We start from the raw sequence: 13,671 nt of genomic DNA, 5'->3' as shown, positions 1-13,671 counted from the left end.
GCCAAGGTGTTCACCATGACCACGACCTCGCCCCAGGGGCGCACCGAACTGCTGAGGCCGGACGGGAGCCCCGTCCGAGTGCTTGTGGTGGACGACGAGCTGTCGATCACCGAACTGCTGTCCATGGCCCTGCGCTATGAGGGATGGCAGATCCGGAGTGCGGGAGACGGCACGGGTGCCATCCAGACCGCGCGGGAGTTCCGCCCCGACGCCGTCGTCCTGGACATGATGCTGCCCGACATGGACGGGCTGACCGTCCTGGGCCGGCTGCGTCGTGAACTGCCCGAGGTGCCGGTGCTGTTCCTGACCGCCAAGGACGCGGTCGAGGACCGTATCGCCGGCCTCACCGCGGGCGGCGACGACTACGTCACCAAGCCGTTCAGCCTCGAAGAGGTCGTGGCGCGGCTGCGTGGGCTCATCCGGCGCTCCGGTGCCGCCGACCGGCGCTCCGACTCGGTGCTCGTCGTCGGGGACCTCACCCTCGACGAGGACAGTCACGAGGTGTCGCGGGCCGGGGACAACATCCACCTGACCGCCACCGAGTTCGAGCTGCTGCGCTTCCTGATGCGCAACCCGCGGCGCGTGCTCAGCAAGGCCCAGATACTCGACCGCGTCTGGTCGTACGACTTCGGCGGCCAGGCCAACGTCGTCGAGCTGTACATCTCCTACCTGCGGCGGAAGATCGACGCGGGACGCGAACCGATGATCCACACCCGGCGCGGCGCCGGGTACCTGATCAAGCCCGCTGTGTCATGAGCGGGCGACGGCGACCGCGTGCGCAGAAGAGACGAGCGGGACAGCCGCGCACCCTGCGGACGCGGCTCGTCGTCGCGTCCGTGGTGTTGATCGCCGTCGTCTGTGCGGTGATCGGCACGGTGACGACCCTGGCGCTGCGGTCTCATCTGTACGACCAGCTCGGGGACAAGCTGAAGGACGTGTCGAGCCGCGCGGCCGGGATGGGCGGGCCGCCGGGCGGGATCAAGGAGAGTCAGCCCGGGCAGAACACCACCGGGACCTCCGGCACCGTCGACCTCAAAGAGTTCGTGACGCGCGGCCCCCAGCCGCAGGGCACGGTGATCGCGAAGGTCGTGAACGGGAGCATCTCCGACTCCAAGGTCGGCAAGAAGGACTCCACCAGCACCGACATCAACCCCATGGTGGACAAGGACCTGAGTGAGGCCCAGGAGGCCGCCCTCGGCACCGTCGCCCAGGACCGCTCGTCGCACAGCATCGAGCTCCCCGGGCTGGGCGACTACCTCGTCCAGTACGTCTCCGGAGACAAGGGCTCCTACTACGTCGCCATCCCGACCCAGGACACCGACAGCACCATCACCACCCTCATCCTCGTCGAACTGAGCGTCACCGCCGCAGGTCTCGTGGCCGCCGGCATCGCCGGTTACGTCATGGTCGGAGTGGCCACCCGCCCCCTCCGCAGGGTCGCCGCCACCGCCACCCGGGTCTCCGAGCTCCCCCTGCACACCGGCGAGGTCAACCTCAGCGAGCGGGTGCCCGAGGCCGAGACCGACCCGCATACCGAGGTCGGGCAGGTCGGGGCCGCGCTCAACCGGATGCTGAACCACGTCCACGGCGCCCTGCACGCCCGCCAGGAGAGCGAGATGCGGGTCCGCCAGTTCGTCGCGGACGCCAGTCACGAACTCCGTACGCCGCTCGCCTCCATCAGGGGATACGCCGAGCTGACCCGGCGAGGCCGGGAAGAGGTCGGGCCCGACACCCGGCACGCCCTCGGGCGTATCGAGTCCGAGGCCGGCCGGATGACCTTCCTCGTCGAGGACCTGCTCCTGCTCGCCCGGCTCGACGCGGGCCGCCCCTTGCAGTTCGAGCAGACCGACCTGGTTCCTCTGGTCATCGACACCATCAGTGACGCCCGCGCCGCCGGACGTGACCATGTCTGGCGACTCGAACTTCCCGACGAGCCCGCGCTAGTCTCCGCCGACGCGGCACGCCTTCAGCAGGTCCTCGTCAACCTCCTCGCCAACGCCCGGACGCACACCGCGCCCGGTACGACCGTCACCGCACGCGTGCAGCGCCGCGGGCCGTGGCTGTGCGTGGACGTCCAGGACAACGGTCAGGGCATCCCGGCCGATCTGCTCCCGCATGTGTTCGAACGGTTTGCCCGCGGCGACTCGGCACGCTCCCGTACCACCGGTTCGACCGGCCTCGGCCTCGCCATCGTGCAGGCCGTGGCGACCGCGCACGGCGGCGCCGTGACGGTGGACAGCGTGCCCGGGCAGACCGTCTTTACCGTGCATTTGCCGGCCCTTGCCCCCGCCGTTCCCCAGCCCTCCCCCGAAACGAACTGGCAACTCGACTCACAGGTCGAGCACAGTGCCACCACATGGGTGCAACAGGGCGCCTGACGAAAGTCGATGTCATGCGAACCGACTCTTCTCCCGGCACCCTGCCGGCGCGGGAGCACCTCCCGGCCGCCACAGCCGGTACGCCTGTCCTGGACGTAGTGATCCCCGTCTACAACGAGGAGAAGGACCTCCAGCCGTGCGTCCGGAGACTGCACGACCATCTGACGCGTACGTTCCCGTACTCCTTCCGCATCACGATCGCGGACAACGCGTCGACGGACACCACCCCTGTGGTGGCGCAGCGGCTGGAAGCGCGCATCCCGGAGGTCAGGAACTTCCGGCTCGAGCAGAAGGGCCGCGGCCGTGCGCTGCGGACCGTCTGGTCGGCCTCGGACGCCCCGATCCTCGCGTACATGGACGTGGACCTGTCCACCGACCTCAACGCGCTGCTGCCGCTGGTGGCGCCGCTGATCTCCGGCCACTCGGACCTGGCGATCGGCTCCCGGCTGGCCCGTAGCTCCCGCGTGGTGCGCGGGCCGAAGCGGGAGTTCATCAGCCGCGCCTACAACCTCATCCTGCGCGGCTCGCTCCAGGCCCGCTTCTCGGACGCGCAGTGCGGGTTCAAGGCGATCCGGCGTGATGTCGCACAGATTCTGCTCCCCCTGGTGGAAGACACCGGCTGGTTCTTCGACACTGAGATGCTGGTACTCGCCGAACGTGCCGGCCTTCGTATCCACGAGGTGCCGGTCGACTGGGTCGACGACCCGAACTCCACGGTGCACATCGTGAAGACGGCGACGGACGACCTGAAGGGGGTATGGCGCGTGGGCCGGGCGCTGGCCACCGGTTCGCTCTCCCTGGACCGGCTGACCAGGCCGTTCGGCGACGACCCCCGCGACCGCGACATCATGGACGTACCCAAGGGCCTGGCCCGCCAGCTTGTCGGCTTCTGTGTCGTGGGTGGCCTCTCCACCCTCTTCTATCTGCTGCTCTACACCGTGTTCCGCCAGTTCGGCGGATCCCAGGTCGCCAACGCGCTGGCGCTGCTGGTGTCGGCCGTCGCCAACACCGCCGCCAACCGCCGGCTCACCTTCGGGGTGCGCGGCCGCGGCGGGGCCGTCAAGCACCAGGCCCAGGGCCTGGTCGTCTTCGGCATCGGCCTGGCGCTGACCAGCGGCTCGCTGTTCGCCCTGAACACGGCGACCTCCAGCCCCGCGCACTCCACCGAGCTGGCGGTGCTCATCGCCGCCAACCTCGCGGCGACCGTGCTGCGCTTCCTGCTCTTCCGCGTCTGGGTGTTCTCCGACCGGCGCGAGGGCGACGAGCCGACGAACGGCGTGACGGCCGCCCCCGGCGCCTCCGCCCCGGCCCCCGGTGCCTCCTTCCCCCACGCCTCCTCACCGACGTACCCGACCGGTGCTCCGCAGACCGGTGCTCCGCAGACCGGCGGCCCGTCCGCGCCGCTGCCGCAGCGGCACATCGTGCACCCGCACGACCACAACACGACCACTCAGTTCCGCGCCGGCGAAGCCGCGGACGGCAGCTGGAGGGACGCGACCATGCAGATGCTGCCGGTGCGCCGCCCCCATGACACCGACCCGGGGGACGCCCGATGACCACCGACCTCGATCAGACGACGACCTGGGATCCGCCGCCGACCGCGGCGCCGGGCGGCACGGATCCCGACGCCCGGGAGACGGCCGTCCCGGCCCCCGAGTCGGGTGAGCCGAAGCAGCCCTGGCATCGCAGACTGTGGCGCGGCCGCCCTGAGGACCCCCGCTGGGCGCGCCCGGCCTTCCTCGGCCTGCTGGCCGCCACCCTTCTGCTCTACCTGTACAACCTGAGTGCCTCCGGCTATGCCAACTCCTTCTACTCCGCGGCCGTCCAGGCCGGCAGCCAGAGCTGGAAGGCCCTGTTCTTCGGCTCGCTGGACGCGGGCAACGCCATCACCGTCGACAAGCCCCCGGCCTCGCTGTGGCCGATGGCGCTGTCGGTCAGGCTCTTCGGCCTGAACTCGTGGGCGATCCTCGTCCCCGAGGTGCTGATGGGCGTCGGCACGGTCGCCGTCGTGTACGCCTCGGTGCGCCGCCGGTTCAGTGCCGCGGCCGGTCTGATCGCGGGCGCCGTGCTGGCGCTGACGCCGGTCGCCGCGCTGATGTTCCGGTTCAACAACCCGGACGCGATGCTGGCCCTGCTGATGGCCGTGGCCTGCTACATGGTGGCCCGCGCGCTGGAGGACGGCCGGACGAAGTGGCTGGTGTGGGCCGGGGTCGCGATCGGCTTCGCGTTCCTCGCCAAGACCCTCCAGGCCTTCCTGATCCTGCCGCCGCTGGCGATCGTGTACGCGGTGTGCGCCCCGGTGGGCCTGAAGAAGCGGTTCGGCCAGCTGGCCGTCGCCACCGGCGCGCTGATCGTGTCCGGCGGCTGGTGGGTGGCGATCGTCGAGCTGTGGCCGGCCTCCTCCCGCCCGTACATCGGCGGCTCGCAGAACAACTCCTTCCTGGAGCTGACCTTCGGCTACAACGGTCTCGGCCGCCTGAACGGCGAGGAGACCGGCAGCGTCGGCGGGGGCGGTGGCGGCGGAGGCACCGGCCAGTGGGGTGAGACCGGCTGGGACCGGATGTTCAACTCCGAGATCGGCGGCCAGATCTCCTGGCTGCTGCCGGCCGCGCTGATCCTGTTGGTCGGCGGTCTGGTGGCCACGCGGAAGCTGAAGCGGACGTCGACGACCCGCGGTCTGTTCCTGGTGTGGGGCGGCTCGCTGCTGATCACCACGGTCGTCTTCAGCTACATGGCGGGCATCTTCCACCAGTACTACACGGTGGCCCTCGCTCCCTACATGGCGGCCGTGATCGGCATGGGCGCGGGTCTGCTGTGGGAGAAGCGGTCCGAGCTGTGGGCCTCGATCACCCTCGCGGCCTCGGTCGTCGCGGCGGCGTCCTGGTCGTACGTCCTGCTCAACCGCACCTCCGACTACCTGCCCTGGCTGAAGTGGCTGGTGCTGATCGGCGGCCTGGCCGCCGCGCTCGGCCTGACCTTCGCGGGCCGGATCAACCGTCAGCTCGCCCTCGCGGCGGCCTCCGTGGGCCTGGTGGCCGCGCTGGCCGGACCGACGGCGTACACCATCAGCACCCTTCAGGAGGGCCACACCGGTTCCATCGTGACCGCCGGTCCGTCCGGCGCGAGCATGATGGGCGGCGGCGGCCCGGGTGGCGGCGGCGGTGGCGGTGGCCGAGGCGGCTTCGGCGGTGGCCAGAACCAGAACGGCAACGGCAACACGCAGAACCAGGGTCAGGGCCAGGGCCAGAACCAGCAGGGTGGCGGCACCGGCGGCTTCCCCGGCGGGGGCATGCCCGGCCAGAACCAGCAGAACGGCAACGGCGGCACCCAGAACGGCAACGGCAACACGCAGGGCCAGGGCCAGAACCAGCAGGGCGGTCCCGGCGGCCAGACCGGCGACGGCGGCGGCATGGGCGGCGGTGGCGGTGTCGGCGGTCTGCTCAACGGCGCCTCGGTCACCGACGAGGCCAAGAAGCTGCTGGAGGCCGACTCCGGCAAGTACACCTGGGCGGCGGCCGCGATCGGCGCCCAGAACGCCGCGAGCTACCAACTCGCCACGGGTGACGCGGTGATGGCGATCGGCGGCTTCAACGGCACCGACCCGTCCCCGACGCTGGCGCAGTTCAAGCAGTACGTGACCGACGGCAAGATCCACTACTTCATCAGCAGTGGCTCCGGCGGCGGCATGAGCGGCAGCAGCAGCGGCACGTCGTCGCAGATCACCTCCTGGGTCGAGGCCAACTTCAAGAAGGTGACAGTCGGTTCGGCCACCTTCTACGACCTGACGCAGAAGGCGAGCAGCTGATGTACCGCAGGTGAGGCACGGGAGCAGGTGAGGGCCTGAGCGCCTGAGCGCCTGAGCGCCTGAGCAGATGAGGAAGGGCGGTGACCACGGTCGCCGCCCTTCCTCGCGTCCGCTCCTCATGGCCCCCTTCACGGCCCCCTCATGTCTCCTCATGTCCCGAACAACTCTGTTGTACAGCGTATGGGGACAGTTCTACGGTGTAGAACATGACTACGCCCCCGTCCCTCCCGGGCAGTTCCCCGGGACACCCCCAACGCTGGCTGATCCTCGGTGTCATCTGCCTCGCGCAGCTCACCGTGCTGCTCGACAACACCGTCCTGAACGTCGCGATCCCCTCGCTCACCCGGGAGCTGGACGCGACCACCGCCGACATCCAGTGGATGATCAACGCGTACTCGCTGGTGCAGTCCGGTCTGCTGCTCACCGCCGGTAGCGCCGCCGACCGCTACGGCCGTAAGAAGATGCTGATCGCGGGCCTGGCGCTGTTCGGCGTCGGTTCGCTGGCGGCCGGCCTCTCGGACACCACCGCCCAGCTGATCGCGGCGCGGGCCGGCATGGGTGTGGGCGGGGCGCTGCTGTTCACCACCACCCTCGCCGTGGTGATGCAGGTCTTCGTGACCGAGGAGCAGCCGAAGGCGATCGGCATCTGGGCCGCGGTGAACTCGCTGGGCTTCGCGACCGGCCCGCTCATCGGCGGCTTCGTGCTCAACCACTTCTGGTGGGGCGCGATCTTCCTGATCAACCTGCCGGTGGCGGCGCTGGGCCTGGTGGCCGTCGTCGCCCTGGTCCCCGAGACGAAGAACCCGCAGGGCGACCGTCCCGACCTGCTCGGCGCGTTCCTGTCGACCGTCGGTATGACCTCGCTGGTCTTCGCGATCATCTCCGGCCCCTCGCACGGCTGGACGTCGTCACGGGTCCTGGTGAGCGGGGGGCTGGCGGTCGTCGTCCTCGCACTCTTCGCGTACTGGGAGTCGAGAATCCCGTATCCCATGCTCGACCTGGCGTTCTTCCGTGACCGACGGTTCACGGGCGCGGTCGCCGGCGCGGTGCTGGTCACCTTCGGGATGGGCGGCGCGCTGTTCCTGCTCACCCAGCAGCTTCAGTTCGTCCTCGGCTACGGCCCCCTCGAGGCGGGCCTGCGGACCGCGCCGCTGGCGCTGACCGTGGTGGCCCTCAACTTCACCGGACTGTCGGCGAAGGTGATGGTCAGGCTCGGTGGGCCGGTGTCGGTGCTGGTGGGGATGGCGCTGGTGGCGGGGGGCCTGACGGCCATCGCCACGCTCGCCTCCGGCGGCTACTCCGGGATGCTGATCGGGCTGCTGCTCATCGGCGCGGGGACGTCGGTGGCCAGCCCGGCGATGGCGTACGCGATCATGAGTTCGATCCCGCCGGCGAAGGCGGGGGTGGGCGCGGGCGTCAACGGGACGCTGGCGGAGTTCGGCACCGGGCTGGGGGTCGCCGTGCTCGGCGCGGTGCTGAACGCGCGGTTCGCGGCGGTGTCCCTGCCGGTGGCGCTGGCGGCGGCGAACTCGGTGGCGGAGAAGGCGCGGGTGATCGACTCGTTCTCCTCCGGGTTGGAGGTCAGCCTTCTGATCGGGGCGGCCGCCGTGCTGCTGGGCGGGGTGGTGGCCGCGGCCCTGCTGACCCGGGCGGAGCGCAAGGAGGAGCCGTCGGTGCCGGTCGCCTCGTGAGGGCGGGGGCTCCGCCGCGCCGCCCCGAACAGCTCGCCGGCGCGACGGAGCCGCATGTCAGGTCGGTCCCCCGCGCCATGGCGGCAGGCCTCGGCCTAGCATCTTCCCCAGTTACCGGAAGGAAGGTGCCTTGCCATGGCCGAGACCGCCAAGGGCGCCGCGCATCGCAGTGTGTGGCTGGAGGGCAAGGCGCGTCGGCGTGGTCGTGGCGGGGGGCAGCCCTCCGGACTGGACCGGGACCGGATCACCGAGACCACCGTGCGGCTCCTGGACGCGGAGGGGCTCGCCAAGTTCTCCATGCGACGGCTCGCGGCCGAGCTGAACGTGACGGCGATGTCCGTGTACTGGTACGTCGACACCAAGGACGACCTGCTCGAACTCGCCCTGGACGCCGCCTTCGGCGAGCTGACGGCGCTGCCCGACCCGACGGACGAGGACGCGGACTGGCGTGAGCAGTTGCGCGCGCTGGCCACGGAGTACCGCGGGCTGCTGGTCCGCCACCCGTGGCTGTCCCCGCTGGCCGGGCACTACCTCAACATCGGCCCGAACTCGCTCGTCTTCTCCCGCACGGTCCAGCAGGTCGTCATCCGCACCGGCCTGCCCGCGCGCGGCATCACCGGCGCGATCTCGGCCGTCTTCCAGTTCGTGTACGGCTACGGCACGATCGAGGGCCACTTCTTCGCGCGGGTCGCGGACACCGGTCTGACCCCGGACGAGTACTTCCACCAGGCCATGACCGCGACGGCCGGCGCCCCGCAGACCGCCGAGATCATCGAGGAGTCGAAGACCCTCATGGCGGCCCGCGGCGGCGACACGGTCGAGGAAATGATGAGCCGCGACTTCACCTTCGCCCTGGACCTACTGATCGCAGGCATCGAGGCAATGGTGAAACGCGGCTGACCCCCAGTCCCCCAGTCCCCCAGTCCCCCTGGCCCACCGACTTCGGGGCCTACTGGTCGGTGACCAGTCGGGCCGGGAAGCCGCCGGTTGCGACCGGGCCCCATCGCTCCGGGGTGATCCGGATGATCGACTTGCCCTGCTTCAGCATGGCCTTGCGGTACTCGTCCCAGTCCGGGTGCTCGCCGGCGATGTTGCGGTAGTACTCCACGAGCGGCTCGACGGAGTCGGGCGTGTCGATCACCTCGGCGGTGCCGTCGATCTGGACCCACGGCCCGTTCCAGTCGTCGCTGAGCACGAGGACGCCGACCCGCTCGTCCCGCTTGGCGTTGCGCGTCTTGGCCCGCTCGGGGTAGGTGGAGACGACGATCCGCCCCGAGTCGTCGACCCCGCAGGTCAGCGGCGAGGCCTGGGAGCTGCCGTCGGCGCGCCGGGTCAGCAGGATCGCGCGGTGCCGGGGCCGTACGAAGTCCAGCAACTCGTCCAGGGAGACCTTGGTGTTCGTCGCGATGTTCGGTGCCATGGAGTCAGCCTAGGCGCAGCGGTGCCCGTTCCGGCTGACCCTGCCGTGCCTATGCCTGGGGCAGCGCGCCGCCCTGCACCGCCTGCACGTCCAGCTCCACCTTCAGGGTCGTGCCGATGGCGGCGATGCCCGCCTGGACGACCTGGTTGTAGTTCATCGCGAAGTCCTCGCGGTGCAGCTCCGCCGTGGCCCGGAAGGCGGCCCGGGTGCCGCCCCAGGGGTCGGAGCCGGTGCCCAGGTAGGCGAGGTCGAGGTCGACGGGGCGGGCGACACCGTGCAGGGACAGCTCGCCGTGCACGGTCCAGCGGTCCGGGCCCGCCGGGGTCAGGCCACTGGAGCGGTAGGTGATCTCCGGGTACGTCTCGACGTCCAGGAAGTCCGCCGAGCGCAGGTGGGTGTCGCGCATGGCGTTGCCGGTGTCGATGGACGCCGCCCGGATCACCGCCTCCACGCGGGACTTGGCGATGTCGTCCGGGGCGACCTCGATCGCCGCCGAGAACTCCGTGAACCGCCCGCGCACGCTGGAGATGCCCAGGTGCTGGGCGACCGCGCCGACCGCGGAGTGTGCCGGGTCGACGGTCCAGGGCCCGGGCGGGGGCAGTTCCGTGCCGCCCTGCCGGGCCAGGGTCACGGTCCCCACCTCCGCGCGCCCGCTCGCCGTCACGATCGCGCTGGAGGCCGCGGGCGCGTACCCGACGGCCGTGACGATGACGGTGTACGCCCCCGGGGCGAGCGCGGTCGCGTCCCGGACGGCTCCTTCCCCGTCGGCCTCGGCGCGCAGCACCTGGCCGCCCGCCATGTCGGTCACCGTGACGACCGCGTGCGACACGGCCCACCCGTCCCGCGTACGGATCTTCGCGGTCAGTCCCATCTGATGTACTCCTCGAACTGGAACCGGCCCGGTGCGGGGCAGAAACCCCCGCACCGGGCCGGAGCCGATAACTGTCGGAACTACTCGCCGGGGTGGGCGAGTTCGATGTCGTGGCCGTCGACGCCGACGCCCGCCACGGTCAGGGCCGTGGCCACCGGCGGGTAGCCGGTCGCGATGACCGTGTACTCGCCACCGTCGAGGTCGGCGAAGGCGTACGCCCCGTCCGCCCCGGTGGTGGCGGTGCCGACCACGTTGCCCGCCGCGTCGACGAGCGTCACGCGCGCGTCGGCCAGCGGACCGTACGGCGCCCGGACGACGCCCTGGAGCTGGGCGCCCGCTTCGAGGACGACCTCCGCGCGGGTCACGCCCGTCGCGCCGACCTCGACGGGCAGGGCACGCGGCCGGAACCCGACGGCGTTCACCGCGACGGTCACGGCACCCGGCACCAGCTCGGCGAAGGAGAACTCGCCCTGGTCACCGGTGGCCGCGGTGGCCAGCAGATCGCCGCGCACATCGGTGACGATCACCATGGCGTCCTTGACGACCTCACCCGACTCGGCGGCGCGCACGACACCGCTGAGGCCGCTGGTCCCGCTGAGCAGGATGTCGTACGCGACCGGCTCGCCGTTCACGACGATCGTGGAGGCCTGCGGCTGGAAGCCGTCGGCGGAGGCGATCAGCACGTACGAACCCGTGCCGGGCGCGTCCAGTCCGTAGGAACCGTCGGCCTGCGCGACCGAACGGCCGAGCTGGCGTCCGGCGAGCGAGATCAGCGTGACGGCGGCCTGCGGGACGGGCGCGCTCTCCGCGCCGCGCACGAAGCCGTGCACCGGGATGCCGCCCGAGGGCGCCTGGAGGGGTTCGGCGGTGGCGACGGCGGCGAGCCGCTGCGTGCCCTGAGGACCGGCCTCCTGGCCCGGCTCGGCAGCCGTGTCGGCGACCGCCCAGCTGGGGACGTGCTCCTCGGCGGGAGCCGTGACGGCGGCCGGAGCCGCAGCGGCCGCGGTGGTCGCGGTGGCCGGGGTGGTCGCGGTGGCCGGGGTCTCCGCCTCCGCCGTGGCGGCCTGCGCCAGCGCGCCCTTGGTCCGCAGCGGGACCTCCTTGATGAACAGGGTGATCAGAAGGGCGAGCAGCGCCAGGACGGACGCGATCAGGAAGACGTCCGCGATGCCGTGGCCGTACGCGCTCTCCATGACCGTGCGCAGCGGCGCGGGCAGCTTGTCCATGTCCGGGATCGAGCTGGAGGAGCTCGAACCGGAGGCGAGGGAGGCGTACTTGGGGCCGAGGTCGGTGATGCCGTCCTTGGCGTAGTCGGTGATCCGGTTGGCCATGACGGCGCCCAGCGCCGAGACGCCCATCGCACCGCCCAGGGACCGGAAGAAGGTGACCGTGGAGCTGGCGGAGCCGAGGTCCTTCGGCTCGACCTGGTTCTGCGTCGAGAGCACCAGGTTCTGCATCATCATGCCGACGCCGAGGCCCAGCAGGGCCATGAAGACCGCGGTCTTCCAGTAGTCCGTGTCGTAGCGGATGGTGCCCAGCAGACCGAGGCCGGCCGTGATGAGCACACCACCGCTGACCAGCCAGGCCTTCCACTTGCCGGTCTTGGTGATGAACTGCCCGGAGACGGTGGACGAGACGAACAGGCCGCCGATCATCGGGATCGTCATGACGCCCGACATGGTCGGGGACTTGTCCCGGGCCAGCTGGAAGTACTGGGCGAAGAACACCGTGCCGGAGAACATCGCGACGCCGACGAACATCGAGGCGATGGAGGAGAGGGTGATCGTGCGGTTGCGGAAGAGGCGCAGCGGGATGATCGGCTCGGTGGCCTTCGACTCGACGAGCACGAAGATCAGCCCGAGCGCGATCGAGCCCGCGACCATCGCGTACGTCTGCCACGACAGCCAGTCGTACTTGTCACCGGCGAAGGTGACCCAGACCAGCAGCAGCGACACCGCGGCGGAGATGAAGAACGCGCCGGCCCAGTCGACCTTCACGTCCCGCTTCACGACGGGCAGGTGCAGGGTCTTCTGGAGGACGATCAGCGCGATGACGGCGAAGGGGACGCCGACGTAGAAGCACCAGCGCCAGCCGAGCCAGCTGGTGTCGGTGATGACACCGCCGAGCAGCGGACCGCCGACGGTGGCGACGGCGAAGGTCGCGCCGAGGTAGCCGGAGTAACGGCCGCGCTCACGCGGGGAGATCATCGCCGCCATGACGATCTGCGCGAGGGCGGACAGACCGCCGACGCCGACGCCCTGCACGACACGGCAGGCGATCAGCATGCCGGGGTTCTGCGAGAGACCGGCGGCCGCGGACCCTAGCACGTAGATGACCAGCGCTATCTGGACGAGCGCCTTCTTGGGGTACAGGTCGGCGAGCTTGCCCCAGAGCGGGGTGGTCGCCGTCATCGACAGCAGGGTGGCGGTCACGACCCAGGTGTAGGCGGACTGGCCGCCGCCGAGGTCGCCGATGATCTCCGGCAGGGCGTTCGAGACGATCGTGGACGAGAGGATCGCCACGAACATCCCGAGCAGCAGCCCGGAGAGGGCCTCCATGATCTGCCGGTGGGTCATCGGAGTGGCCTCGGCGGAGCCGTGGGACCCTCCGCCGTGCTTCGCGTGAGCCCGCACACCGGCTGGTGTGGTCGTTGCCATGGGCTTCCTTTTCCTATGTTGCTTGTGCGGGTGTACGGGTGGTCGGTGTCTGTTCGCTTACGGGAACGGGAGGCGGCGGCGCGGGCGGGGCCGGCGGCCGGTGCGTGACCGTCCGGCAGTCGCCGAAGCTGGCGCGCAGCCGGGTCAGCAGGGCGATGAGCCGGCCGACCTCGGCGTCGGTCCAGTCGCCGAGCCGTTCCGCCAGCAGCTCGGTGCTCCGGCGGGACAGCTCGACGAGCATCGCGTGGCCCTCGGGCGTGAGGTGCAGGATGCGGGAGCGCTTGTCCGCCGGGTCGGGGGAGCGTTCGATCCAGCCCCGGTCGGCGAGGTGCGCGGCGTGTCGGCTGGTCACGGACATGTCGACGGCGAGCAGCTCGGAGAGAGCGCTCATGCGCATGTCGCCGTGGCGGCCGAGGAGCGCCAGTACGCCGGCCGAGCCCGCGGAACAGTCGGGCGGCAGGATCCGTCCCAGGTCACGCTTCACGGCCCCGACGGCACTGAGCTGACGCGCCAGCTCCTCGTACTGCGCCTGCCCTGCCATCACACCTCCCAAGTTGTTGCTTAGGGCAACCATAGGAGCGGTTGGTTGCTACAGGCAAATAAAACTGCCGTGAGGCCCGCAAAAAGTTGGCAAAGGCAAGTATTGCGGCGGTAAATGTGCAGGTGGGGGCGTTGCGGGTGCCCGATCCGGGGATGATCGGCCCCCGTCGGGGCGGGGCCGGCGCCGCCGGGGGCCTGGCGGTGCCTGGCGGGCCTGGCGGGCCTGGCGGGGCCTGGCGGGGCCTGGCGATGCCCGGCAGCGAGGGCGGCCGGTGGGCCTGAGTGGTCCCGGTGCGGGGCGATCTCGTC

At 70.9% G+C, this 13,671-nt stretch carries 10 protein-coding genes; 6 read left to right on the top strand and 4 right to left on the bottom strand.

All coding sequences use genetic code 11. The features are described 5' to 3' along the window. Positions 1-15: 15 nt before the first annotated feature. The 6 genes from G9272_RS22035 to G9272_RS22010 all read left to right on the top strand — a co-directional run bounded on the left by G9272_RS22035 (position 16) and on the right by G9272_RS22010 (position 8,774). The gene (locus G9272_RS22035; RefSeq protein ID WP_020131327.1) at positions 16-756 is read left to right on the top strand and encodes a response regulator transcription factor; all 741 of its coding nucleotides are present in this window, start codon (positions 16-18) and stop codon (positions 754-756) included. Then, entirely contained in the window at positions 753-2,378 is a 1,626-nt protein-coding gene (locus tag G9272_RS22030; protein WP_171398170.1) for a sensor histidine kinase, read from the top strand. Before G9272_RS22035 ends, G9272_RS22030 begins: the two co-directional genes overlap by 4 nt. Positions 2,379-2,392: 14 nt before the next feature. After that, on the top strand, positions 2,393-3,934 hold the full coding sequence (locus G9272_RS22025; protein ID WP_171398169.1) for a bifunctional glycosyltransferase family 2/GtrA family protein: 1,542 nt from the start codon (positions 2,393-2,395) through the stop codon (positions 3,932-3,934). Continuing rightward, complete coding sequence (locus tag G9272_RS22020) at positions 3,931-6,183, top strand: glycosyltransferase family 39 protein (RefSeq protein ID WP_171398168.1); 2,253 nt, start codon at positions 3,931-3,933, stop codon at positions 6,181-6,183. The genes G9272_RS22025 and G9272_RS22020 overlap by 4 nt, the downstream gene beginning before the upstream one ends. A 206-nt stretch (positions 6,184-6,389) precedes the next feature. Continuing rightward, entirely contained in the window at positions 6,390-7,874 is a 1,485-nt protein-coding gene (locus G9272_RS22015; protein ID WP_171398167.1) for an MFS transporter, read from the top strand. A gap of 135 nt (positions 7,875-8,009) precedes the next feature. Continuing rightward, positions 8,010-8,774, top strand: a complete 765-nt coding sequence (locus G9272_RS22010) for a TetR/AcrR family transcriptional regulator (protein ID WP_171398166.1) — start codon at positions 8,010-8,012, stop codon at positions 8,772-8,774. A gap of 49 nt (positions 8,775-8,823) precedes the next feature. Here the strand turns inward: G9272_RS22010 and G9272_RS22005 are convergent, their stop codons facing one another. The 4 genes from G9272_RS22005 to G9272_RS21990 all read right to left on the bottom strand — a co-directional run bounded on the left by G9272_RS22005 (position 8,824) and on the right by G9272_RS21990 (position 13,363). Beyond that, complete coding sequence (locus tag G9272_RS22005) at positions 8,824-9,294, bottom strand: PPOX class F420-dependent oxidoreductase (protein WP_171398165.1); 471 nt, start codon at positions 9,292-9,294, stop codon at positions 8,824-8,826. Between the two features lie 49 nt (positions 9,295-9,343). Further along, positions 9,344-10,165 carry a YceI family protein gene (locus G9272_RS22000; protein WP_171398164.1) on the bottom strand — a complete coding sequence of 274 codons (822 nt, stop codon included), beginning with the start codon at positions 10,163-10,165 and terminating at the stop codon, positions 9,344-9,346. A gap of 80 nt (positions 10,166-10,245) precedes the next feature. Next, positions 10,246-12,822 (bottom strand): MFS transporter, encoded by a 2,577-nt coding sequence (locus G9272_RS21995; protein WP_171398163.1) that lies wholly within the window; start codon positions 12,820-12,822, stop codon positions 10,246-10,248. 13 nt (positions 12,823-12,835) lie between these two features. Continuing rightward, entirely contained in the window at positions 12,836-13,363 is a 528-nt protein-coding gene (locus G9272_RS21990) for a MarR family winged helix-turn-helix transcriptional regulator (protein WP_054242211.1), read from the bottom strand. Between the last annotated feature and the right edge of the window lie 308 nt (positions 13,364-13,671).

The sequence above is a fragment of the Streptomyces asoensis genome (assembly GCF_013085465.1).
In the GTDB taxonomy this organism is placed as follows: domain Bacteria; phylum Actinomycetota; class Actinomycetes; order Streptomycetales; family Streptomycetaceae; genus Streptomyces; species Streptomyces cacaoi_A.
The sequence above is the reverse complement of the archived record's forward strand: the minus strand, read 5'-3'. Positions and strand labels throughout refer to the sequence as shown.